Annotated in this window: 20 protein-coding genes and 1 pseudogene; 10 read left to right on the top strand and 11 right to left on the bottom strand. The window is 63.1% G+C overall.

Annotation, left to right across the window (positions count from 1 at the left end):
- Window positions 1-139: 139 nt before the first annotated feature.
- The 3 genes from ggt to mdaB all read right to left on the bottom strand — a co-directional run bounded on the left by ggt (window position 140) and on the right by mdaB (window position 3,651).
- Complete coding sequence (gene ggt / locus AC07PQ_RS08710) at window positions 140-1,807, bottom strand: gamma-glutamyltransferase (protein ID WP_493185348.1); 1,668 nt, start codon at window positions 1,805-1,807, stop codon at window positions 140-142.
- Window positions 1,808-1,978: 171 nt separating this feature from the next.
- Window positions 1,979-2,890 carry a LysR family transcriptional regulator gene (locus AC07PQ_RS08705; protein WP_007932451.1) on the bottom strand — a complete coding sequence of 304 codons (912 nt, stop codon included), beginning with the start codon at window positions 2,888-2,890 and terminating at the stop codon, window positions 1,979-1,981.
- Window positions 2,891-3,060: 170 nt separating this feature from the next.
- Window positions 3,061-3,651: an NADPH:quinone oxidoreductase MdaB gene (gene mdaB, locus AC07PQ_RS08700; protein ID WP_007927414.1), complete on the bottom strand. Its 591-nt coding sequence runs from the start codon at window positions 3,649-3,651 to the stop codon at window positions 3,061-3,063.
- Window positions 3,652-3,855: 204 nt separating this feature from the next.
- Here mdaB and AC07PQ_RS08695 point away from each other — a divergent pair, with 204 nt between their 5' ends.
- Complete coding sequence (locus AC07PQ_RS08695) at window positions 3,856-4,170, top strand: putative quinol monooxygenase (protein ID WP_493185347.1); 315 nt, start codon at window positions 3,856-3,858, stop codon at window positions 4,168-4,170.
- On the opposite strand, the gene AC07PQ_RS08690 is transcribed toward AC07PQ_RS08695, so the two are convergent.
- A complete protein-coding gene (locus tag AC07PQ_RS08690) occupies window positions 4,160-4,924 on the bottom strand; it encodes a sulfite exporter TauE/SafE family protein (RefSeq protein ID WP_102680992.1) in 765 nt (254 codons plus the stop codon). The two genes, AC07PQ_RS08695 and AC07PQ_RS08690, sit on opposite strands and share 11 nt — an antisense overlap.
- A 130-nt stretch (window positions 4,925-5,054) precedes the next feature.
- On the opposite strand from AC07PQ_RS08690, the gene AC07PQ_RS08685 reads away from it, so the two are divergent.
- A complete protein-coding gene (locus AC07PQ_RS08685) occupies window positions 5,055-5,939 on the top strand; it encodes a LysR family transcriptional regulator (protein ID WP_493185346.1) in 885 nt (294 codons plus the stop codon).
- Window positions 5,940-6,032: 93 nt separating this feature from the next.
- Here AC07PQ_RS08685 and AC07PQ_RS08680 read toward each other — a convergent pair.
- Both AC07PQ_RS08680 and kynU read right to left on the bottom strand, forming a co-directional pair.
- Window positions 6,033-7,456, bottom strand: a pseudogene (locus AC07PQ_RS08680) (amino acid permease).
- 205 nt (window positions 7,457-7,661) lie between these two features.
- Window positions 7,662-8,912 (bottom strand): kynureninase, encoded by a 1,251-nt coding sequence (kynU, locus tag AC07PQ_RS08675; RefSeq protein WP_493185345.1) that lies wholly within the window; start codon window positions 8,910-8,912, stop codon window positions 7,662-7,664.
- Between the two features lie 186 nt (window positions 8,913-9,098).
- Between kynU and AC07PQ_RS08670 the strand changes: the two genes are divergently transcribed.
- Window positions 9,099-9,572, top strand: coding sequence for an Lrp/AsnC family transcriptional regulator (locus tag AC07PQ_RS08670; RefSeq protein WP_007927404.1), 474 nt, complete (start codon window positions 9,099-9,101; stop codon window positions 9,570-9,572).
- 3 nt (window positions 9,573-9,575) lie between these two features.
- Here the strand turns inward: AC07PQ_RS08670 and AC07PQ_RS08665 are convergent, their stop codons facing one another.
- The gene (locus AC07PQ_RS08665) at window positions 9,576-10,589 is read right to left on the bottom strand and encodes an AraC family transcriptional regulator (RefSeq protein ID WP_007927400.1); all 1,014 of its coding nucleotides are present in this window, start codon (window positions 10,587-10,589) and stop codon (window positions 9,576-9,578) included.
- A 496-nt stretch (window positions 10,590-11,085) separates the two neighbouring features.
- On the opposite strand from AC07PQ_RS08665, the gene antA reads away from it, so the two are divergent.
- The 4 genes from antA to AC07PQ_RS08645 all read left to right on the top strand — a co-directional run bounded on the left by antA (window position 11,086) and on the right by AC07PQ_RS08645 (window position 15,468).
- Window positions 11,086-12,471 (top strand): anthranilate 1,2-dioxygenase large subunit, encoded by a 1,386-nt coding sequence (gene antA / locus AC07PQ_RS08660; protein ID WP_007927397.1) that lies wholly within the window; start codon window positions 11,086-11,088, stop codon window positions 12,469-12,471.
- 2 nt (window positions 12,472-12,473) lie between these two features.
- Entirely contained in the window at window positions 12,474-12,965 is a 492-nt protein-coding gene (gene antB, locus AC07PQ_RS08655) for an anthranilate 1,2-dioxygenase small subunit (protein WP_493185344.1), read from the top strand.
- A gap of 12 nt (window positions 12,966-12,977) precedes the next feature.
- Window positions 12,978-13,997 (top strand): anthranilate 1,2-dioxygenase electron transfer component AntC, encoded by a 1,020-nt coding sequence (gene antC / locus AC07PQ_RS08650; protein ID WP_277587821.1) that lies wholly within the window; start codon window positions 12,978-12,980, stop codon window positions 13,995-13,997.
- A 73-nt stretch (window positions 13,998-14,070) separates the two neighbouring features.
- Window positions 14,071-15,468, top strand: coding sequence for an amino acid permease (locus AC07PQ_RS08645; RefSeq protein ID WP_493185343.1), 1,398 nt, complete (start codon window positions 14,071-14,073; stop codon window positions 15,466-15,468).
- Between the two features lie 185 nt (window positions 15,469-15,653).
- Here AC07PQ_RS08645 and kynA read toward each other — a convergent pair whose 3' ends face one another.
- Together kynA and kynB are read right to left on the bottom strand one after the other, a co-directional pair.
- Window positions 15,654-16,508 (bottom strand): tryptophan 2,3-dioxygenase, encoded by an 855-nt coding sequence (gene kynA / locus AC07PQ_RS08640; protein ID WP_007922167.1) that lies wholly within the window; start codon window positions 16,506-16,508, stop codon window positions 15,654-15,656.
- 107 nt (window positions 16,509-16,615) lie between these two features.
- A complete protein-coding gene (kynB, locus tag AC07PQ_RS08635) occupies window positions 16,616-17,257 on the bottom strand; it encodes an arylformamidase (protein ID WP_037033901.1) in 642 nt (213 codons plus the stop codon).
- A gap of 266 nt (window positions 17,258-17,523) precedes the next feature.
- On the opposite strand from kynB, the gene AC07PQ_RS08630 reads away from it, so the two are divergent.
- The gene (locus tag AC07PQ_RS08630) at window positions 17,524-17,874 is read left to right on the top strand and encodes a cupin domain-containing protein (RefSeq protein WP_007922165.1); all 351 of its coding nucleotides are present in this window, start codon (window positions 17,524-17,526) and stop codon (window positions 17,872-17,874) included.
- 256 nt (window positions 17,875-18,130) lie between these two features.
- On the opposite strand, the gene mmsB is transcribed toward AC07PQ_RS08630, so the two are convergent.
- Both mmsB and AC07PQ_RS08620 read right to left on the bottom strand, forming a co-directional pair.
- Window positions 18,131-19,021 carry a 3-hydroxyisobutyrate dehydrogenase gene (gene mmsB, locus AC07PQ_RS08625; RefSeq protein WP_493185342.1) on the bottom strand — a complete coding sequence of 297 codons (891 nt, stop codon included), beginning with the start codon at window positions 19,019-19,021 and terminating at the stop codon, window positions 18,131-18,133.
- An 11-nt stretch (window positions 19,022-19,032) separates the two neighbouring features.
- Complete coding sequence (locus AC07PQ_RS08620; RefSeq protein ID WP_007922163.1) at window positions 19,033-20,559, bottom strand: CoA-acylating methylmalonate-semialdehyde dehydrogenase; 1,527 nt, start codon at window positions 20,557-20,559, stop codon at window positions 19,033-19,035.
- Between the two features lie 153 nt (window positions 20,560-20,712).
- On the opposite strand from AC07PQ_RS08620, the gene AC07PQ_RS08615 reads away from it, so the two are divergent.
- Together AC07PQ_RS08615 and AC07PQ_RS08610 are read left to right on the top strand one after the other, a co-directional pair.
- Window positions 20,713-21,663: a LysR family transcriptional regulator gene (locus tag AC07PQ_RS08615; RefSeq protein WP_493185341.1), complete on the top strand. Its 951-nt coding sequence runs from the start codon at window positions 20,713-20,715 to the stop codon at window positions 21,661-21,663.
- Between the two features lie 147 nt (window positions 21,664-21,810).
- Complete coding sequence (locus AC07PQ_RS08610) at window positions 21,811-22,965, top strand: polymorphic toxin type 44 domain-containing protein (RefSeq protein ID WP_493185340.1); 1,155 nt, start codon at window positions 21,811-21,813, stop codon at window positions 22,963-22,965.
- The last annotated feature ends 104 nt before the right edge of the window (window positions 22,966-23,069 follow it).

Raw genomic sequence — 23,069 nt, 5'->3', positions numbered from 1 at the left:
AGCGCAAGGAGCAGAACCCCGTAGCCAGTGGCCACGGGGAGGAATGGCTTTCTGTAGGAGCGAGCTTGCTCGCGATCAAGACCACGCGGTGGGTCAGGCAGGACGCCATCGCGAGCAAGCTCGCTCCTACAGGTGCAGGTTATTTGACGACTTTGCCCACGCCGCGTCCGCGCGGGTCGGAGGCCGTTTCCAACTGGCGGCCGGTGACCCGGATTGCCTGGATATCGCCCATCTCCCAGCCCTGGTCTTCCAGGGTGTAGCCCAGGGCTTTCAGCTCGTCGGCGACCTTGCCGGTGAGCGGTGCGTAGGTGTCGTAGTAAATAGTGTCCTTGGGCAGCAACTGGTGATGCACGCGCTGCGCGGCCACGGCTTTTTCCAGCGGCAGGTCGAAGTCGTAGAGGTTGTTCAGCACCTGGAAGATCGAGGTGAAGATCCGCGACCCGCCCGGCGTGCCCAGCACCAGGGTGACCTTGCCGTCGCGGGTCACCAGGCTCGGGCTCATGGACGACAGCATGCGCTTGCCCGGCGCGATGGCGTTGGCGTCGCCGCCGACCACGCCAAAGGCGTTGGCCACCCCGGGCTTGGCGCTGAAGTCGTCCATTTCGTCGTTGAGCAGGAAGCCCGCGCCCTTGACCACCACGCCGCTGCCGTAGTCCCAGTTGAGGGTGTAGGTATTGCTCACCGCGTTGCCGTCGGCATCAACGATGGAGAAGTGCGTGGTCTGGTGCCGCTCCAGGCCCGGGCGGACTTTTTCGGTGGGCGAGATGGCCGTCGGGTTGATCTCGGCGGCGCGTTTTTTCAGGTAGGCCGGATCGGTCAGCTGCTTGACCGGCACCTCGGAGAACGCCGGGTCGCCAAGGTAATCGGCGCGGTCGGCGAACACGCGTTTTTCGATTTCCGCCAGCAGGTGGATGTACTTGGCCGAGTTCAGCGCGACGCCCTTGAAGTCCGCCGTGCGTTCTTCCTTGATGGTCATCAGTTGCGCCAGGGCGACGCCGCCAGAGCTGGGCGGCGGCGCGGTGTACAGGGTGTTGCCGCGCCAGTTGACCTGCAGCGGCTCACGCCAGGCGACCTTGTAGTCCTGCAGGTCCTGCTTGGTGATCAGGCCTTTGTCGGCCTGCATCTGCGCCACCAGCAGGTCGGCGGTCTTGCCCTCGTAGAACTCCTTGGCGCCCTGGTCGGCGATGCGTTCCAGGGTCGCGGCCAGCTCCGGCTGGCGGAAGGTTTCGCCGACTTTCATGCTGCCGAAATAGTCGCCGAAGTTGGTGCTGTCCTTGAACAGCTTCAGCGCGTCCTCGCGGTACTGGTACTGCTTGTCGGCGACCTTGAAACCGTTTTTCGCATAGCCCACCGCCGGGGTGATCAGTTCGCTCCAGGGCAACTTGCCGAACTTCTTGTGCGCCTCCCACAGGCCCATCACCGTGCCCGGCACCCCGGCGGCGCGCGCGCCGACCAGGCTGAGGTTCTCGATGACCTCGCCTTTGTCATTCAGGTACATGTCGCGGGTCGCGGCCTTGGGCGCGGTTTCGCGGTAGTCGAGGAAGTAGGGTTTGCCGTCGATGAACAGGGTCATGAAACCGCCGCCGCCAATGTTGCCGGCCTCGGGGTAGGTCACCGCCAGGGTGAACGCGGTGGCGACCGCGGCGTCCACCGCGTTGCCGCCCTTCTTCAGAACCTGCGCCGCAACATCGGCGCCATACTGGTTCGGCGCGGCGACCGCACCGCCCTCCAGCAACGCGGCGAAGGTCGGCGAGCTGGCGGCGATTGCCACGCTCAGGGCCAGGGTTTTGCACAGCAGGATACGCATGGAGTCCGTCCTTTTTAGTTGTTATCAGGCCAGACGAACCTTAGGCGTATTGGTGCGATTCGAGCAAACGGCAAGCGCAAAACGGCCGCCCGCAGGCAGCCGTTTGTCGTGGATGGATCAGTCAGGTCGCAACCGCGATGGCGCACCGGCAGGCGGCGACAGGAGCCCGGTTCAGCCTTCGAACTGCGGGTTGGCGTACTCGGCCAGCTTGCCCTGGATAAAGTCGAGGAAGCACTGGATGCGCAGGGCCAGCTGCGAGTTGCGGTAGTACACGGCGTTGATCGGCTGGCGATAGCCGCTGTTGAACTGGGCGAGGAGCGGCGTGAGGCGCCCGGCGCGGATGTCGTCGATGGTCATGAAGTGCGACAGACAAGCGATGCCCTGCCCTGCCAGCGCCAAGTGGCGCACCGTCTCGCCGCTGGAGGCGCTGATGCCCGGTTGGATCGGCCAGCGGTCGCCGTGCACATGGCGCAGCGGCCAGTGGTTGAGGGTTTCGGTCTGGGTGAAGCCCAGCAGGGTATGGTCGCTCAGCTCGGCCACGCTGGCGGGTGTGCCGTGCCGCTTCAGGTAGTCGGGGCTGGCGAGGATGTGCAGCGGGCTGCAACCGAGCGCGCGCGCATGCAGGGTCGAGTCCGCCAGGGTGCCGATGCGGATCGCGATATCGGTGCTCTGCTCCAGCAGGTCGATGATCAGGTCGTTGCTGTTGAGCTCCAGCTGGATGTCCGGGTACAGGCTACGGAATTCGGCGATGTAGGGCACGATGGCATGCAGCATGAACGGCGAGGCGGCGTTGATGCGCAGGCGCCCGGACGGCGTCTGCTGGCGGGACGACAGGCGCTCTTCGAGTTCGTCCATCTGGTCGAGGATCAGCTTGGCCTGCTCGAAGAAATACTTGCCCTCTTCGGTCAGGTCCATGCGCCGCGTGGTGCGGTTGATCAGCGTGGTGTCGAGCTTGGTTTCCAGGCGCGACAGGGTGCGGCTGACCGCCGACGGCGTCTGCCCGACCTGCTCGGCCGCCGCGGAAATCGAACCGCACTCGATGACGCAGACGAAGATCTGGAGTTCGTCGGATCTGGCTTTCACGTAAGTCCTCTATCTCGGTTGGGCGCCTGTAGCCGCTGCCGCAGGCTGCGATAAGGCCGAAGGCCTTCAGCGATCTCACGACCTTGCGCCCCCTTCGGTGGCGATCGCAGCCTGCGGCAGCGGCTACATCCTGTGTCAGGCTTGTGGCACGCCACCGATAGTAGCCGGATTTACGCGGGGAGGTTGAACACCGCCTTGAGGTGTTCTTCGTAGCGCTGCACGTCGGCCTCGATGTTCGGGCGCTTCATCACGTCGACGCAGAGGAAAGTCGGCAGGCCGCGCATGCCGAGGAACTGGTTGGCCTTGTGGAACGGGAAGTACACCGCGTCCACGCCCTTGGCTTCGAAGAAGTCGGTCGGGTCGTCGAAGGCTTGCTGCGGAGCGTTCCAAGTCAGCGACAGCATGTACTGCTTGTCGTGGATCAGGCCGCCGCTGCCGTACTTCTGCGAGGCATCGGAACGGGTGCGGCCATCGCTGGCGTAGAGGCTGCCGTGGCCCTCGGTGAAGACTTCGTCGATGTACTTTTTCACGATCCACGGCGCGCCCATCCACCAACCCGGCATCTGGTAGACGATCACGTCGGCCCAGAGGAACTTGGCCACTTCTTCCTGGATGTCGTAGCCCTCGTCGATGTGGGTGACTTTGACGTCCACGCCGCCACGGTCCAGCACCGCCACCGCAGCTTCATGCAGGGTCGCGTTATAGCGGCCGTCGGAGTGGGCGAACTTCTTGCCACCGTTGAGCAACAGTACTTTTTTCATGATCCAGCCTCATCAGGAACAACCCTTTGGCGCTGCGCTGCAGGGCCGGGTCGAGAAGATTAAAAAACGATGGGGCGGAGAATATCGTTGAAAGACGATATGAATAAGCGCGATCCAGGCAAAAAGCATTTGACCAATACGCACGAATAAGCGGCGGATTCGTGTCGTAGAATTTTTAAAACTCCCTTTACTCAGGAACGCAGCATGTCCGAACAGCACGGTTTTATCCTTCACGCCAAGACCCGCCCGGAAATGTCCGAGGCCTTCGAGGTGCTGTTTCGCGCCTATGTCGAGCCGAGCCGCGCCGAACCCGGCTGCATCGAATACCACATGCTGCGCGACCAGCAGGACCCGAGCCTGTTCATCTTCTATGAGATCTGGGAATCCCAGGCGCACCTGGACGTGCACTCCAACCTGCCGCACATGAAGGCGTTCTTCGACAAGCGCATGGATTACCTGGAGCGCGACTTCGATATCCGCCGCATCGACATGCTCAGCCCGTCGTCCGCTAGCCGCTGATTAGTAGATGGGCACCAAGCAGGGCCAGGCCGCTGAAAAACACCCGCTTGAACAGCACGGCGCTGATGCGCTGGCGCAGTGCCTGGCCCAGCCACATGCCGAGCAGGGCCGGGATCAGGGCCAGCAGCGAAGCGCTGAGTTCGCCGCCGCCCAGGGCGCCGCGCCAGTACAGGCCGGCCGCCAGGGCCAGGGTCGAGACGGTGAACGACAGCCCCAGGGCCTGCACCAGTTCGTCCTTGTGCAGCCCCAACGCCTGTAGATAAGGCACCGCCGGAATCACGAACACCCCGGTGGCCGAGGTGATGACGCCCGTCACCAGGCCACAGGCCGGGCCCAGCCAGGCTTCCATTCGCGGCCGCAGCCGCAGGGTCGGCAGCAGCAACCCGCTCAGGGCATAGAGCAATAACGCCGCCCCCAGCGCCCGCACCACCCAATGCCCACCGTCGATGCCCAGCCACAGGCTGCCCAGGCCAGTGCCGATGAATATCGCCAGCAGCAGCGGCCACAAGCGCTTGAGCAACGTCCACAGATGCCCACCGAATGCCAGCTGCCAGACATTGGTCAGGGTCGCCGGGATGATCAATAACGCCGCAGCCTGCGTTGGCGCCATAGCCAGGCCGAGCAGCCCCATGGCGATGGTTGGCAGGCCGAGGCCGATCACGCCCTTGATCATGCCGGCCAGGACAAAGGTGCCGATCACCAGCAAGGACAGGAGCAAACCGAGGTTCTGGTAAAACGCGAGGGAAGTGTTCATGGCGCTATCCTGCGCCCGCGGCGGTGGGCTGAAAATCTGCCATATACTGAGGCAGCCTCTTGTTTGACGAGAGGCTGTAGATTTTCAGTGGCTGTGATGGCCGCACAGCGGCGTTATCAAGGACACCCCCATGCACTTCGACCTGACCGACCTGCGCCTGTACTTGAACATCCTCGACGCCGGCAATATCACCGCCGGCGCCAGCCGCAGCCATTTGTCCCTGGCCGCGGCCAGCGCACGAATCCGCGCCATGGAGGCGTCCCTGGGCACCGAGTTCCTGCAGCGCGGCCGCCGTGGCGTGAGCCCGACGCCCGCCGGCAAGGCCCTGGCCCAGCACGCGCGCGGCCTGCTGCAACAGGCCGAGCACCTGCGCCAGGACCTGGCCGAATATGCCCGGGGCGTCAAAGGCCAGGTGCACCTGTTGTGCAACACCACGGCGATCACCGAATACCTGCCGGAGCCGCTGGCGGACTTTCTCTGCGCCCACCCCAACCTCGACATCGACCTGCAGGAACTGCCCAGCCAGCGCATCACCCACGCCCTGCGCCAGGGCGCGGCGGACCTGGGGATAGTCTCCGACGCGGTGGATACCCAGGACCTGCAGACCCTGGCGTTTCGCGACGACCCGCTGGTGCTGGTCCTGCCCGCCCACCACCCGCTGGCGGACGGTCGGGCGGTGAGTTTCAGCGACAGCCTGCACCACGACTATGTCGGCCTCGCCGCCCACAGCGCCCTGGCCGTGTACCTGGAAGAACAGGCCTTGCACCTGGGGCTGCGGATGGCGATCCGCATCCGCGCCGACGGCTTCGACGGAGTCATGCGCATGGTCGCCCGGGGCGCCGGATTGGCGGTGGTGCCCCGGGCCGCCATCGAACGCCGGGGGCCGGATGCATCGCTCAAGGTGCTGCCGCTGGTGGAGGCCTGGGCGCAACGCAAGTTGCTGCTCTGCGCCCGCGACTTCAACGCCCTGCCGCCCTACGCCAAGGCCCTCCTGGAAGCGCTGGGCCACCTGTAGGAGCAGCCGGTCGACGCTCGATTGCTCGCGAAGAGCGTTCGTCGCAACGCTGCGGTAAATGGCCGCTGCGCGGATCGCGAGCAAGCTTCGCTCCTACAGGTTTGGGGTCAGACCTTGGACGGGTTCAGCTCGGCGGCGGCCCGGTTTTTTCTGAAGCAGGCGAAGTAGACCGCCGTCAGGATCAGCAGGAACGGCACGCCGAACACCAGGGTCATCTTGAAGGCCTCGGTGAAGTAGGTGGTGATCATCACCGCGCCCATCAGCACCAGGCCCAGCAACGTGCTCCAGGGGAACAGGCGCATGCGGAACGACAACTGCTGCTCGCCATGGCGCTGGTGGTAGCGGCGGAAGCAGTAGTGCGTGAGGAAGATCATGAACCAGGTGAAGATCGCGCCGAACATCGAGATCGCCATCATCAGGGTGAACGAGCTTTCCGGGTACAGCACGTTGATCAGCGTCGCCAGGCCGATGCCCGAGCTGGACAGCAGCAAGGCGTTCAACGGGATGCCGCTCTTGCTCAGGGCGCCCATGGACTTGGGCGCATAACCGCCGCGGGACAGGCTGAACATCATGCGCGTGGTGATGTACAGCTGGCTGTTCATCGCCGACAGCGCGGCGATCAGGATCACGAAGTTCATCACCCCGGTGGCGCCGGGAATGCCGATGGTCTGCATCACCGTGACGAACGGGCTCTGCGCCTTGCCGGCCTGGACCCAGGGCACGATGGCCAGCATCAGCGCCAGGGTCAGCAGGTAGAACACCACCAGCCGCACCATGGTCGCGCGAAAGGCCTTTTTCACCGCCCGCTGCGGATCCTCGGCTTCGCCGGCGGCCACCGCGATCATCTCCACGCTCAGGTAGCTGAAGATCGAGACGATCACCGCGATCCACATGCCCTGCACACCGTGGGGGAAAAAGCCGCCGTGGGCGGTGTAATTGTGCAGGCCGTAGTCGGCATTGCCGGAGCCGAACACCACGTACACCGCGAGGATGATGAAGCCGACGATGGCGGCGATCTTGATGGTGGAGAACCAGTACTCGAAATTGCCGAAGGTTTTCACGCTGATGGCGTTGAGCAGGATCAGCACGCTGGAGAACGAGACGATCCACACCCATTCCGGCACGTGGGCGAACCAGTACTTCATGTACATGGCGATGGCCGTGACCTCGGCGCCGACCGCCAGCACGATGGCCGCCCAATAGGCGTAGCGCACCAGGAACCCGGCCAGCGGGCTGATGTAGAACTCGGCGTAGGCGCCGAAGGAGCCGGAGGTGGAATGGGCCACGGTCATTTCCGCCAGGCAGCCCATCAGCAGCAGGGTGATCAGCGCGCCGATGGCGTAGCTGAGCAGCACGCTGGGCCCGGCGTAACCGATAGCGTAGGCGCTGCCCATGAACAGGCCGGTGCCAATCGCCCCGCCGATGGCGATCATGCTCATCTGCCCGGCTGTGAGCTGGCGGCGCAAGCCCTGTTCACGATTGGAAATCGCTGCAAAACCCTTGTTGGTCGTGGTCACGTTTGTGAGCCTCTTTTATTGTTATTTGCACACGGAATGGCTTGGCTTGTAGCCGCTGGCGCAGCCTGCGATCGGCGACGAAGTCGTCGTGAAACCGGGCAACGCGGTGTTTCGGTTACACCGCGTGCACCGGTCTTACGCCTGCTGCGCCCGAACGCGGACCGAGCCGATCGCAGCCTGCGGCAGCGGCCACAGGGGGGGTGTTTCAGGTCACGCTGTGGCGGATCTGGAACTGCGGCTGGGCCCAGGTTTTTTCATCTAGGATTTCACCGAGGATCTGCACCGCGTCCCAGACTTCGCTGAAGCGGGTGTACAGCGGCGTGAAGCCGAAACGCATGATCCGCGGTTCGCGGTAGTCGCCGATCACGCCCCGGGCGATCAGGGCCTGGATCACCGCATAACCTTCGGGGTGCTCGAAGCTGACATGGCTGCCGCGCTTGTCGTGTTCGCGCGGGGTGACCAGCTTCAGGCCATGGGCCGCGCAGCGCTGTTCCACCCGTTCGATGAACAGGTCGGTCAGGGCCAGGGACTTGCGCCGCAGGCTGGCCATGTCGGTCTGCTCGAAGATCTCCAGGCCGCACTCGACCATGGCCAGCGACGTGATCGGCTGGGTGCCGCACAGGTAGCGGGCGATGCCGCTGCTCGGCTGATATTGCACGTCCATGTCGAACTGCCGCGCATGACCGAACCAGCCGGACAGCGGCTGCCTGACCAGATCGCAGACGGCCGGCGAGACCCAGGCGAAGGCTTGCGAGCCCGGGCCGCCGTTGAGGTATTTGTAGGTGCAGCCGATGGCGTAGTCGGCGCCGGCCTGCTTCAGGTCCACCGGCACCGCGCCAGCGGAGTGGGCCAGGTCCCACAGGCTCAGCGCGCCGCATTCGTGGGTCAGCGCGGTCACCGCCTGCATGTCGTGCATGTAGCCGGTCTTGTAGTTGACGTGGGTCAGCATGACCACCGCAGTGTCTTCGCCAATCGCCTGGGGCAGCGCCTCGGGGCTGTCCACCAGGCGCAGGGAATAGCCCTGCTGCAGCATCTCGGTCAGGCCTTCGGCGATGTACAGGTCGCTGGGAAAGTTGCTGCTCTCGCTGACGATCACCCGCCGCTGCGGTGCCTTGAGCGCCTGCACCCGCAAGGCGGCGCTGAGCACCTTGAACAGGTTGACCGAGGTGGTGTCGGTGATCACCACTTCGTTGGCATCGGCGCCGATCAGTTTGGCCAGGCGGTCGCCCAGGCGCTGCGACAGGTCGCGCCAGCCGGCAGTGTTCCAGCTGCGGATCAGGCCATTGCCCCATTCCTCGGCAATCACCTGTTGCGCCCGTTGCAGGGCCGCGACCGGGCGGGCGCCGAGGGAGTTGCCGTCGAGATAGATCACCCCGTCGGGCAGCGCGAACTGGTTGCGCAGCGGTGCCAGCGGGTCCTGTGCGTCGAGGGCCAGGCAGTGGTTTCTTGTTGTCATGGGAAGTCCTGTTTTCACTAAGGCATGCGGCGGCACACGCCATGCCAGGGGCGGCATCGGCGGCTGCGCGGTGAAGAAATAATGAACGAAGCCCTGGAGAATTTTCGTGCAAAATGCGCTATGAGAGCGGCACAGTCTCGAAGATTATTCGACTACAACTTAAAAAAACGCGGATAAATGCCAACCATGATTCTCGACTCGACAGACCTGCGAATCCTGCACTTCCTGCAACAGGACGGCCGTATCAGCAACCAGGAGCTGGCGGAGAAAGTCGCCCTCTCGCCCTCGGCCTGTCTGCGTCGCCTGCGCCTGCTGGAGGGCGAAGGCATCATCAGCGGCTATCGCGCGGTGCTGAATGCCGAGCGTTTGGGGATCGAGCTGGAGGCCATCGTTCATGTGTCGCTGCGCCAGGACGTGGCGGACTGGCACGAGACCTTTATCAAGAAGGTCCAGCAGTGGCCGGAAGTGGTGACCGCCTATGTGGTCACCGGCGCCAGCAACTATGTGCTGCGGGTCCAGGCGCGCAACCTCAAGCACTTCTCGGATTTCATCGTCAATCACCTGAACCGCACGTCCGGGGTCACCGACATCCGCTCGGAAATCGTCCTGCAGAAAATCAAGGAGCAGGACGGCCTGCTGGACCTGGTGTTGCGCAAGTAACCGCTAGAAACCACCCAGGCGCCGCGCGTCGTGGCGCTGCAGGGTGATGCTGGGCGACTCGCCGAACAGCTTGCGGTATTCGGCGGAGAACCGCCCCAGATGGCTGAACCCCCAGCCCAGGGCGATTTCGGAAATGGTCCGCGCCGAGCCGTGTTCGAGGATCTCCTGGCGCACCGCGTTGAGCCGGTACTTCTTCAGGTAGACCATCGGCGACAGGGCGAAATACTTCTTGAAGGCCTCGAACAGCTTGAAGCGCGAAACCCCGGCGGCGGCTTCCAGGTCTTCCAGGCCCAGCGGTTCGCGGGCGTTGGCGTGAATGTACTGGCGGGCGCGGACCAGGTAGTGGGGCAACTTGACCTCCAGCACCTCGCGCAGCTGCGCCGAGTAGTTGTTCGGCTGGGCCAGGATCAGGCCCTTGATCAAGGAGCTTTCCAGGTCCCGGGTGAAGGCCAGCTGTTCGTACAGCTCGCTGCTGCGCTCCAGCTCGGCGATAAAATACCGTGCCATGCGCCACCAGGACGCCGACGCCCCCTCCACCGCATCCATCACCGCCTCGAAGCGCAGCGGCGCTTGCGGCGGGCGTTGCAGCAAGGCTTCGAGGGCCTCGCTCATGGCCGCCCGGGTAATCACCACCTGGACTTTGCGGCAGTCGCCGGAGATCGCCAGCATCTGGCTTTCATTGGGCGCGATGATCACCCCCTGGTCGCGGTTGGAACGCAGCAGCCGGCCGTCCTTGCTCAGTTCCTGATCGCCGCTCAGCGGCAGGCTCAGGCTGTAGCTGCTGAAGCGCTCGGCGTCTTCGATATCGATGGTGACGTCGGTGCCGTATTCGATGGTGCCCAGGGTCGTGGCCCGCGACTTGAACACGTTGGCGCTGTGGTGAAAGCGGATGCGTTCGGGGGTCGCGGTCTCGAGCCGATGCGGCCCGCAAATGCCGGACATCCAGCTTCTCGCCCCCTCGAGGTCGTAGCGATCGATACGAATATCGCGAAACTGCGAATCAGCCTTGCTATTCATCACGGCGCACCCACGGCAATATTTTTTTTGCGCGCTCTGACGGCGCGTCTGGCTTGAAGTACTGGCTTGCTTGCAACAGCCGACAGCAAGTTTTGCGCCACCGCCCGGCACTGCCAACCGACTGGATAGCAATCGCCGACTAAGTGGATAGAACCCGTCCACCCGGTGCGCAAAACCCACGCAAGACTGCGCCAAACAGTAGCTCATCGCGACATCGCGGTGCAGCCGTTGATCGCCTGGGGCGCAGGCCCTGGGTATTCAGCCCCCAGGTGTTACCCCGGCGCCCGTAGGAGCGAGGCTTGCCCGCGATGGGTACGGCGCGTTTTGGCAGATGCACCGCGTGATCGTTTATCGCGAGCAAGCTTCGCTCCTACAGAAGCGCCCTGGAGCGTTCAATTTTGTGGATGGCCTTGGCCGACTAAGCGGATAGCCACCCCTGCCCCGCACTCTCTCTAATGCATGCACCGATTGGCCTGAACAAGAAAGGTACTCACTCATGAGTGGTGCAAGAAACACAGAACAATGGAAAAGCTTCATCGACGGCTGCCTGGATTTTCGTCCGGACGACGGCGTATTCCGCATCGCCCGGGACATGTTCACCGAGCCCGAGCTGTTCGACCTGGAGATGGAACTGATCTTCGAGAAGAACTGGATCTACGCCTGCCACGAAAGCGAGCTGGCCAACAACCACGACTTCGTCACCATGCGCGCCGGGCGCCAGCCGATGATCATCACCCGCGACGGCGAAGGCCGGCTCAACGCGCTGATCAACGCCTGCCAGCACCGCGGCACCACCCTGACCCGGGTCGGCAAAGGCAACCAGTCCACCTTCACCTGCCCGTTCCATGCCTGGTGCTACAAGAGCGACGGGCGCCTGGTGAAGGTCAAGGCGCCGGGGGAATACCCCGAAGGCTTCGACAAGGCCACCCGCGGCCTGAAGAAAGCCCGCATCGACAGCTACAAGGGCTTCGTCTTCATCAGCCTCGATGTCCACGCCGACAACTCCCTGGAGGACTTCCTCGGCGACGCCAAGGTGTTCTTCGACATGATGGTCGCCCAGTCGCCCACCGGTGAGCTGGAAGTCCTGCCCGGCAAGTCCGCCTACACCTACGACGGCAACTGGAAACTGCAGAACGAGAACGGCCTCGACGGTTATCACGTGAGCACCGTGCACTACAACTACGTGGCCACGGTGCAACACCGCCAGCAGGTCAACAGCGAGAACGGCGGCGCCAGCGCCACCCTCGACTACAGCAAGCTCGGCGCCGGCGACGCCAACACCGACGACGGCTGGTTCGCCTTCAACAACGGCCACAGCGTGCTGTTCAGCGACATGCCCAACCCTGCAGTGCGCTCCGGCTACGCCACTATCATGCCGCGGCTGGTGGAGGAGTACGGCCAGGAAAAAGCCGAATGGATGATGCACCGCCTGCGCAACCTCAACGTCTACCCGAGCCTGTTCTTCCTCGACCAGATCAGCTCGCAGCTGCGGATCATCCGCCCGCTGGCCTGGAACAAGACCGAGATCATCAGCCAGTGCATCGGGGTCAAGGGCGAGTCCGACGCCGACCGGGAAAACCGCATCCGCCAGTTCGAGGACTTCTTCAACGTCTCGGGCATGGGCACCCCCGACGACCTGGTGGAATTCCGCGAAGCCCAGCGCGGTTTCCAGGGCCGCCTGGAACGCTGGAGCGATATCTCCCGCGGCAGCCACCGCTGGGAAACCGGGCCGACCCGCAACAGCGAGGCCATCGGCATCCAGCCGGCCATGACCGGTACTGAGTTCACCCACGAAGGGCTGTACGTCAACCAGCACCGCAACTGGCAGAGATTCCTCCTCGACGGGCTGGCCCGGCAATCCCTGAAACTGCGTGAGGTGTGAACATGAGTGCGCAACTGCAATACCGTATCGAGCAGTTTTTCTACCGCAAGTCCGAGCTGTGCGACGCCCAGGACTGGGATGCCTACCTCGAACTCTTCGACCCGCAGAGCGAGTTCCACCTGCCGCAGTGGGACTCCGAGCATGTCTACACCACCGACCCCAAACGCGGCATGTCGCTGATCTACTACGCCAACCGCTCGGGCCTGGAAGATCGGGTGTTCCGTATCCGCACCGGCAAGGCCGCCTCGACCATTCCGATGCCGCGCACCCTGCATAACATCAGCAACCTGCGGATCGCCGAGCAGGCCGATGGCAGCCTGCAAGTGCGGCTGAACTGGCACACGCTGTTCTGTCGCCTGGCCACCGCCGAGCAGTTCTTCGGCCATGCCACCTACAACCTCAAGGCCCACGGCGACAGCTGGCTGATCACTCGCAAGCATGTGCTGCTGCTCAACGACACCATCAATTCGGTGCTCGATTTCTACCACCTCTGACGGAGACCGGGCATGAATCACAAGGTCGCGTTCAGCTTTGCCGACGGCAAGACGCTGTTCTTCCCTGTAAACGCCAATGAAATACTGCTCGACGCCGCCCTGCGCAACGGCATCAAGATCCCCCTCGACTGCCGCGAAGGCGTCTGCGGCACCTGCCAGGGCCGCTGCGAATCGGGCAACTACAGCCAAGACTACGTGGACGAGGAAGCGCTCTCCAGCGCCGACCTGGAGCAGCGCAAGATGCTCAGTTGCCAGACCCGGGTGCAGTCCGATGCCACCTTCTACTTCGACTTCGACTCCAGCCTGTGCAGCGCCGCGGGGCCTGCACAGCTGGGCGGCACGGTTAGCGAGGTACGTCAGGTCTCCGACAGCACGGCGATCCTGCAACTGCAGCTCGACGAGGGGCAGGCGGCGCTGGACTTCCTGCCGGGGCAATACGCCCGGCTGTCGGTCCCCGGTACGTCGAGCAAACGCTCCTACTCGTTCGCCAACCGCTCGGGCAGCCAGCAACTGCAATTCCTCCTGCGCCTGCTGCCCGACGGGGCAATGAGCAATTACATCCGCGAACGCTGCCAGGTCGGCGACCGCATCGAGCTGGAGGCACCGCTGGGCGCCTTCTACCTGCGCCATATCGTCCGGCCGCTGGTGCTGGTGGCCGGCGGCACCGGGCTGTCGGCGCTGCTGGCCATGCTCGAGCAACTGGTCGCCGACGGCTGCACCCAGCCGGTGCACCTGTACTACGGGGTGCGCAACGTCGCCGACCTGTGCGAAACCGCGCGTATCGAGGCTTATGCCGGCCAACTGCCGGGCTTTCGCTACACTCCGGTGATCAGCGAGCCGACGGCGGACTGGCCGGGCAAGCGCGGTTATATCGCCGAGCATTTCGATTGCAGCGAACTGCGCGATGCTCCGGTGGACATGTACGTCTGCGGACCGCCACCGATGGTCGAGTCGATCAAGAACTGGTTGCAAGATCAGCAACTTGAGAGCGTTCAGCTGTATTACGAGAAGTTCACCGAGAGTAATATCTGATCCGTCCGCCGTCAGCCGCGATCTGGCCGCGAATACGGACAGATCCGATAACAATGAGAAGAGAGCGTGATTAGTGGATGAAATCCTGAAACCCGGCGAACTCAAGCGTGGCTTGAAGAACCGCCATATTCAGCTGATTGCCCTGGGCGGGGCGATCGGCACCGGACTGTTCCTGGGCTCCGCCGGCGTGCTCAAGTCCGCCGGCCCTTCGATGATCCTCGGTTATGCAATAGCCGGGTTCATCGCCTTCCTGATCATGCGCCAGCTCGGCGAAATGATCGTCGAGGAACCGGTGGCCGGGTCCTTCAGCCACTTCGCGCACAAATACTGGGGCGGTTACTTCGGCTTTCTTGCCGGCTGGAATTACTGGGTGCTGTACGTGCTGGTGGGCATGGCCGAACTCACGGCCGTGGGCAAGTACGTGCAGTTCTGGTGGCCGGAAATCCCGTCCTGGGTCAGCGCGGCGGTGTTCTTCGTGCTGGTCAACCTGATCAACATGATGAACGTGAAGTTCTTCGGCGAAGCCGAGTTCTGGTTCGCCATCATCAAGGTGGTGGCCATCATCGGCATGATCGTCCTGGGCTGCTACATGCTGGCCAGCGGCAGCGGCGGCCCGCAGGCGGCGGTGAGCAACCTGTGGAGCCACGGCGGATTCTTCCCCAATGGCGGCACCGGCCTGCTGATGGCCATGGCCTTCATCATGTTTTCCTTCGGCGGCCTGGAACTGGTGGGCATCACCGCCGCCGAGGCCAGCGAGCCACGCAAAGTGATCCCCAAGGCGATCAACCAGGTGGTGTACCGGGTGCTGATCTTCTACGTCGGCGCCCTCACCGTGCTGCTGTCGCTGTACCCCTGGGACCAGTTGCTGCAGACCCTCAACGCTTCCGGCGACTCCTACAGCGGCAGCCCGTTCGTGCAGATCTTTGCCCTGATCGGCAGCGACACCGCGGCGCACATCCTCAACTTCGTGGTCCTGACCGCGGCGCTGTCGGTGTACAACAGCGGCGTGTACTGCAACAGCCGTATGCTCTACGGCCTGGCCGAACAGGGCGACGCGCCCAAGGCGATGATGAAGCTGAACAAACAGGGCGTGCCGCTGCTGGCCCTGGGCGTTTCGGCGCTGATCACCTTGCTTTGCGTGGTGGTCAACTACCTGGCGCCGCAAGAAGCCCTGGAGTTGCTGATGGCGCTGGTCGTTGCGTCCCTGATGATCAACTGGGCGCTGATCAGCCTGACCCACCTGAAGTTCCGCAAGTCCATGGGCCAGCAAGGCATAGTGCCGTCGTTCAAGACCTTCTGGTTTCCGTTCAGCAACTACCTGTGCCTGGCTTTCATGCTGATGATCGTCAGCGTGATGCTGATGATTCCCGGCATACGGGTGTCGGTCTACGCCATCCCGGTGTGGGTTGCGCTGATCTGGGTGTTCTACCGTCTGCGGGTGGCCAGGTCCGGCGCTCGCGCGGTGGCCTGACAACGGCGGCACATGACCCTGTAGCCGCTGCCGCAGGCTGCGATCGACCGGTACGGTCGCAGCGATCTTGAGGACGCCGGAGGTCCTGCGGACCTATCGCAGCCTGCGGCAGCGGCTACAGGGATTGGCATAAACAAAAAGGCCCGGCATTCGATGAATGCCGGGCCTTTTTGTTGGCTCACCGCTTACAGCGTCGAACGTACGCGCCACAGCTCGGGGAACAATACGGTGTCGAGCATCTTGCGCAAATAGCCGACGCCTTCGGTGCCGCCGGTGCCGGGCTGGAAGCCGATGATGCGCTCCACCGTGGTCACATGGCGGAAGCGCCACTGGCGGAAGGAGTCTTCCAGGTCGATAAACTTCTCCGCCAACTGGTACAGGTCCCAGTAGCGCGACGGGTCGGTGTAGACCTCGCGCCAGGCGGCTTCCACCGACGGGTCATGCTGGGTCGGCGCCTGGCTGTTCAGGGCCAGGCGCTCGGGGGCGATGGCCAGCCCGGCCTTGGCCATCAGGCCGATGGCTTCGTCGTACAGCGACGGCGTGGCGATCGCCAGCTCCAGCTCCTTGAGCAGTTCCGGCCGATGGGCATGGGGGCGCAGCAGGGTCGCGCTCTTGTTGCCGAGGATGAACTCGATCTCGCGGTACTGGAACGACTGGAAACCCGACGAGTGCCCCAGGTACGGGCGGATCGACTTGTACTCGGACGGGGTCATGGTCGCCAGCACCGCCCAGGCGTGCACCAGCTGGTCGAAGATCCGCGACACCCGCGCCAGCATCTTGAACGCCGGTGGCAGCTGCCCCTGATGCACGTGCTCGCGAGCCGCCTTGAGCTCGTGCAGCATCAGTTTCATCCACAGCTCCGAAGTCTGGTGCTGGATGATGAAGAGCATTTCGTTGTGGTCCGGCGACAAGGGGTGCTGGGCATTGAGGATGCGCCCCAGGTCCAGGTAGTCGCCGTAGCTCATGGAGTCGGAAAAATTCAGCTCGGCATTATGCCAGTTGTCGGGCGGCGGGTTGTTCGAATAGGGACATTGACTCATCGCGTGGGCTCCTCATGTCAGGTCGCGGCCGGTCGATCACCCGGCGCCGACCTTGATCGAGGGCGCGCGGGGTCGAAGCTTCGTTGTTGTAAATACTATTGTAGGAATTATCGCGGCAAAGGCCGCAGGATGGCGCGCACCGGACTCGCATCCAGATGAGCGAAACGCAGGGGGAGCGCGATCAGTTCGTAGTCGCCTTCGGCCACCTCGTCGAGCACGATGCCTTCGAGAATCGCCAGGCCATGGCGGGCCACGGCGTTATGGGCCTCCATGGTTTTCGATTGCTGCGGGTCGAGGGACGGGGTGTCGATGCCGATCAGGCGCACACCATGGCTGGCCAGCAGTTCGACAGTCTCCTTGGCCACGGCGCTGAAATCCGGGTCCCAGGTGCTCAACGGCGCCTGTCGATAGGTACGCAACAGCACCCGCTCGGGCAGGTTGTCCAGGTGCCCCTCCAGGTGCCGGGGCAAGACCAGCGGGCCGCAACCCAGGCAATGCACGACCCGGCACGGGCCGAGGTAGACATCCAGCGGCACCTCGCCGATCGGCGCGCCATCGGCGCTGTAGTGCAGCGGCGCGTCGACATGGGCACCGGTGTGCGGCGACAGAGTGATGCGCCCGACGTTCACCGGGCATTCGGGCCCGTATTGCCACACCCGCTCTTCCTGGAACGGCGTATCGCCGGGCCAGGTCGGGGTCGCGGTACTCAGGGGCGGGCTGATGTCCCACCAGCTTGGGGTTGTGCTCATAGCGCTGCTCTCGGCCATTTCGACCTGAATCATACGAGCGATGCCCGTGAAGATTCTTGCGAAATGCTCCAGCGACCGCGGAATCTTTCGCATGAACTGCCAGGAAATCACTGATTCACGCTCGGAAATTTCAATGCAAACCGCGGCAACACTTCACGGGCGGGTACTGCGTTTCTGGGCACCCCGATGTCGAGTACAGACAACTGACCGGGCGCCGGGCGCTATAGGGTGCGACTTCAGTTCTCAGCCAAGACCCCGGAGTCCTCATGACCGCGACTGCCCCCATCACCGTTCTGCGCGACACTCACCCGCTGCCGGTGCTCGATGCCTGCAAATGGGAAAAACTCGAAGGCGACCCGCACACCGTCAACCTCAACGCCTACACCAGCGAAGACGGCAGCAAGATCATGGGCACCTGGATCTGCACGCCCGGCAAATGGCGCGTGGACTATGTGAAATGGGAGTACTGCCATTTCCAGGAAGGCTACTGCGTGATCACCCCGGACGGCATGGACCCGATCCACCTGCGCGCCGGCGATATCTTCGTGGTCGAGCCGGGGATGAAAGGCACCTGGGAAGTGGTCGAGACCGTGCGCAAGTATTTCGTGTTCGCCTGATCCACCGCGCCACACCACTCTGCCTCTGTAGCAGTAGGGGGACGCCTAGTCCTTGCTCGCGATAGCGGTATGTCAGACGCAGCGCATTGCCTGCATCGCGGGCAAGCCTTGCTCCTACGAGTTATTTCTGCGGCTGATACTCCGACGCCGCAAACAAAAAACCGGGAGCCCACCCGACGTGAGTCCCGGAAAGTTTGCAGCGTTCACAGAGGTTGGCGAAACCTGCGCTCTTTGAAGGACGCAGGTTTCGTTGTTTCTAGGTCGGCTTGCGATAGCTGTTGACGATAGCCGAGAAGTCCATGCCCCCTTCCCCGCGCTGGCTCATGGCCTGGTACAGCTGCTGCGCCACGGCGCCCAGCACCACGGGCTGGTGCGCCTGGCGGGCGGCCTCGGTGGCCAGGCCCAGGTCCTTGAGCATCAGCTCGGCGCCGAAGCCGCCGGTGTAGCCGCGGGCGGCCGGCGCGGTTTCGATCACGCCGGGCCAGGGGTTGTAGGTGTCGGAACTCCAGCAACGCCCGGTGGAGCTGTTGATGATGCCCGCCAGCACCTTGGTGTCGATCCCCAGGGCATCACCCAGGGCCATGGCCTCGCTGACACCGATCATCGAAATGCCCAGCAGCAGGTTGTTGCAGATCTTGGCGATCTGCCCGGTGCCCACTTCACCGCAGTGCACGATATTGCGGCCCATCTGCGCCAGCACCGGCTGCAGGGTGGCGAACAGTTCGGCGCTGGCGCCGACCATGAAGGTCAGGGTGCCCGCCGCCGCGCCGCCGGTACCGCCGGATACCGGCGCATCGGCCACGGCCACGCCTTGCTTGGCAGCCGCCGCGGCCACGTCGCGGGCGGTCTGCGGGTCGATGGTGCTGCAATCCACCGCCGGCGTGCCACGGGCGATACCGGCCAGCACTCCGTCGTCACCCAGCCAGACGCTGCGCACATGGGGCGCGGCCGGCAGCATGGTGATCACCAGCTCGCTGTCTGCGGCGGCGGCGGCGCGCGGCGAGGTACTGATGCTGCCACCCAGTTCGGCCAGTTCCTTGAGCACGGCCTGGTTCAGGTCGAACAGGTTCAACTGATGCCCGGCCTTGAGCAGGTTGCGCGCCATGGGTGCGCCCATGTTGCCCAGACCGATGAATGCGATTTTCATGAGCGGACTCCTCAACGCAAATGGATGGTGGTGTTCACGCCATCGTTGACGCTGTCATCGTCGAACCAGCGACTGGTGACGGTCTTGGTCTGGGTATAGAACTGCACCACTTGTTTGCCATAGGGCCCCAGATCGCCCAGTTTGGAACCACGGGAACCGGTGAAGCTGAAGAACGGTACAGGCACCGGAATCGGGATGTTGATCCCGACCTGGCCGACATCGATTTCGGTCTGGAACTTGCGGGCCGCCGCGCCGCTCTGGGTGAACAGGCCGGTGCCGTTGCCGAAGGGGTTGCTGTTGACCAGGGCGATGGCCTGGTCGAGGGTGTCCACTTCCAGCACCACCAGCACCGGGCCGAAGATTTCCTGGGTGTAGATCTGCATGTCAGTGGTCACCCCGGAGAACAGGGTCGGGCCGACGAAGTTGCCCTGCTCGAAACCTGGCACCTTGACGTCGCGGCCGTCCAGCTCCAGCTTGGCGCCTTCCTTGATGCCGCTTTCGATCAGGCTCAGCACACGCTCCTTGGCGCGCTTGGAAATCAGCGGCCCGACATCGGTGCCCGGCTCGCTGCCGGCATTCACCTTGAGTTTCTGCGCCAGCGCCTTGAGGTCCGGCAGCCATTGTTTCGCCGCGCCCACCAGGACCACCACCGAGGTGGCCATGCAACGCTGGCCGGCCGCGCCGAACCCGGCACCGACCAGGGCATTGAGCGCCTGTTCGCGGTTGGCGTCGGGCAGCACCACGGCATGGTTCTTCGCGCCCATCATCGACTGCACACGCTTGCCGTGTTTGCCCGCCAGGTCATAGACGTGGGTGCCCACCGCGGTGGAGCCGACGAACGACACCGCCTTGATGTGTGGGTGGGTGCACAGCTTGTCCACCACGTCCTTGCCGCCATGCACCACGTTGAGCACGCCAGGCGGAACCCCGGCTTCCAGCGCCAGCTCCACCAGCAGCATGGTCGACAGCGGGTCTTGTTCCGAAGGCTTGAGGACGAAGGTGTTGCCGCAGGCGATGGCCATCGGGAACATCCACAGCGGAATCATCGCCGGGAAGTTGAACGGGGTGATCCCGGCGCAGACACCGATCGGCTGGCGCAGGGTGTAGGTATCGACGCCACCGGCAACGTTCTCGGCGAACTCGCCCATCTGCAGGCTGCCGATCGAGCAGGCATGCTCGACCACTTCCAGGCCGCGGAAAATGTCGCCTTCGGCATCGGCGATGGTCTTGCCCTGTTCGGCGCTGAGCACCTGGGCAATGCGCTTGGAGTGTTCGCGGATCAGCGCCTGCAGCTTGAGCATGATGCGCATCCGCGCGCCGATCGGGGTCAGTTTCCAGGTCTGGAAGGCGCGATGCGCGGCTTCGATGGCGGCGTCGACTTCATCCGCCGTGGCGAAAGGTACCTTGGCCAGCACCTGCTGGGTGGCCGGGTTGGTGATGTCGTGCCACTCGCGGGTCTGGGATTCGACCCACTGGCCGTCGATCAGCAGCTTGACCTGCTGCAAGGTAGTGCCGTCGGACTTGAGGGATGCGTTCATACGGGTCTCCTGACTTCTTGAGGTTCTTATGCAGGGAGCCAAGGCGTGGGACCGCCTTGAAATGAGGCGTGCGTCGCGAGTTGGTTGTCGGACTGTTTTTGGAGTATAGATGTGCAAACTTCTAATAAGAACGCACATAAAAGCCGGTCCATCATGCAAAAAAACATCACCTCCCTCGGCTCGCTGAACTGGGACGACCTGAAGTTTTTCCTCGAAGTGGCGCGCACCCGCAAGGCCAGCAGCGCGGCCAAGCGCCTGGCGGTGGACTACACCACGGTGTCGCGGCGCATCGGTTCGCTGGAGGGCGCGCTAGGTACCCTGCTGTTCGAAAAGTCCCGGACCAATGGCTTTGTCCTGACCGCAGAGGGCCAGCGCCTGCTGGGTTATGCCGAGTCGATCGAAAGCACTCTGCACATGGCCTGCGAACAGGTCTCGGGCTCGGGCGTGGCCCTGTCCGGGCATGTGCGCATGGGCTGTACCGAAGGTTTCGGCAGCTTTTTCATCACCCCGCAGCTGAGCCATTTCGTCGACGCCTACCCGGCGATCTCGGTGGATATCCTGCCGCTGCCGCACTTCATCAGCCTGTCCAAGCGCGAGGCCGATATCGTCATCGCCCTGGAACGCCCGGAGCATGGCCCCTACGTCTGCTGCAAGCTCTGCGACTACCGCCTGCAGCTCTATGCGACCCAGGAATACCTCGACCAGCACCCACCGATCCGCCGCCCGGCGGACTTGAGCGAGCATCAATTCATCAGCTACGTGGACGACCTGGCGTTCAGCTCGGAGCTGCTGTACCTGGCCAACGTGCTGCCCGGCGCCAGCGCCAACCTGCGCAGCACCAGCGTCATCGCCCAATACGTGGCGGCCCAGCAAGGACGCTCGCTGGCGATCCTGCCCTGCTTCCTGGTCGCCCAGGACCCGCGCCTGCTGCCAGTGCTGCCGGAGGAAATAGACATCACCCGGCAGTTCTGGATGTACTGCCGCGAGGACCTGCGCAAGCTCAAGCGGATCACCCTGTTGTGGGATTACATCCGCAGCGTGACCGAACAGAATCAGGGCCTGCTGATGGGGCAGAGCCGGGAGATGGTGTTTGCCGACTCATAGCCTGCACGGAATCGCGAAAGCTGATCGCAATGAGAGCGGGCTTCATCCAAGTTCAGAATCGTCCTAAAGCCTTGCCCATCGTCACTTGTTAGGTTCGCGAAGCTCGACAAAGAGCCTCACGGACCCGCCAACACACAAGGACGATCAATGCTTTCTTCTGCTCGCCTGGGCGACAAACATGTTTGCCCGCTTCCCGGTCACGGTACGACACCTATTGCTTCCGCTTCTGGTGACATCAACATCAACTTCATGGGAGCAGCCCGAGTCGGTGACACTTGCGGCTGTGGCGCAGTCATTACCACAGGGTTTCCTTCGATCATCCTGAATGGTCGCCCCATGGCTCACTTAGGGAGCCCTACCAGTCACGGCGGGACGATCATCACAGGATCAGGCGATACCTTCGGTGGCTTTGTCATAGGGCCTGCTCCAGGGGCTGCCGTCATCAACTTCGCAGCACTCGGCGTGTTTCGCCCGGATGGCTCGGTGGACGATGAAAAGATGGCAACCTTGTTGGCTGACCCGAAGCTGATGGAGAAGGCTAGCGCTGCAAATGCCTTGGTTGATCCCAATGAGGCCTCTAAGGCGCCTGAAGAGAAGCCAGAAGAAAAGGTCTGTAATGACCCAGACCAGATGGAAGAACTGGCGAGCTACATTGCGGGCGAGATGAATACCAATATCAACAGCCCGTCTGTGCGACAAATGAAAGACCTCAACAGCTTTAGCCCAACAGCTGAAATGAAGAAGTATAAGGAACTTCCTTTCTATCTTCGTCTTGGTCAAAGCCCTGACTTCTACAGCTTAGCGCTGGGGAAGAGAGCGAAGGCTTTTGCTATCTGGACTGAGCGAGTCGGCCAGGGCCGGCCCTGGGACCACAAGCCGAAGCTGCAAGCGATGTTCAAGGATGTTTGGAACAAACAAGGGGGCTACGACTACTTCTATGACATCTGGTCGAACATCCACTATGGCTATGTTGGACTGGCTGGTGGACTCTCTGAAAGCGTCCTCTTGGACGGCGCAGGTATAGAGCAGATAGGGTCGGACGCTGCTCGGAAGGTTGAAGAGACTTTTGAAAAACCTAAAGCAGAATGGGAACGACCCGGTCCGCATCGCTCTGCTGATATCGAGGGCATGAGAGCCTGGGATGATGCACCTGACCGAATATCCATTAGTATCGGCGTGAAACTCTATCGACAACGCCCCAACGGAGGCATAACGGCAAAGATGATCATGGACGAAGTTCTTGCAGTACAACCGAAGGAATGGGGGGAAGGTATCCGTGTCCACAAATGTAAGGCCCATTAAATACAGGTACATTTTGGGCATTCTCTTTCTGCTACTGCTGTTCCCCTTTGTGTTTTGGAGGGTAGCGACCCCAGTGGTCACGGTTCACTACTCCAAGGAGGGAA

It is taken from the genome of Pseudomonas sp. GW821-FHT09E12 (assembly GCF_059416085.1).
The sequence above is the reverse complement of the archived record's forward strand: the minus strand, read 5'-3'. Positions and strand labels throughout refer to the sequence as shown.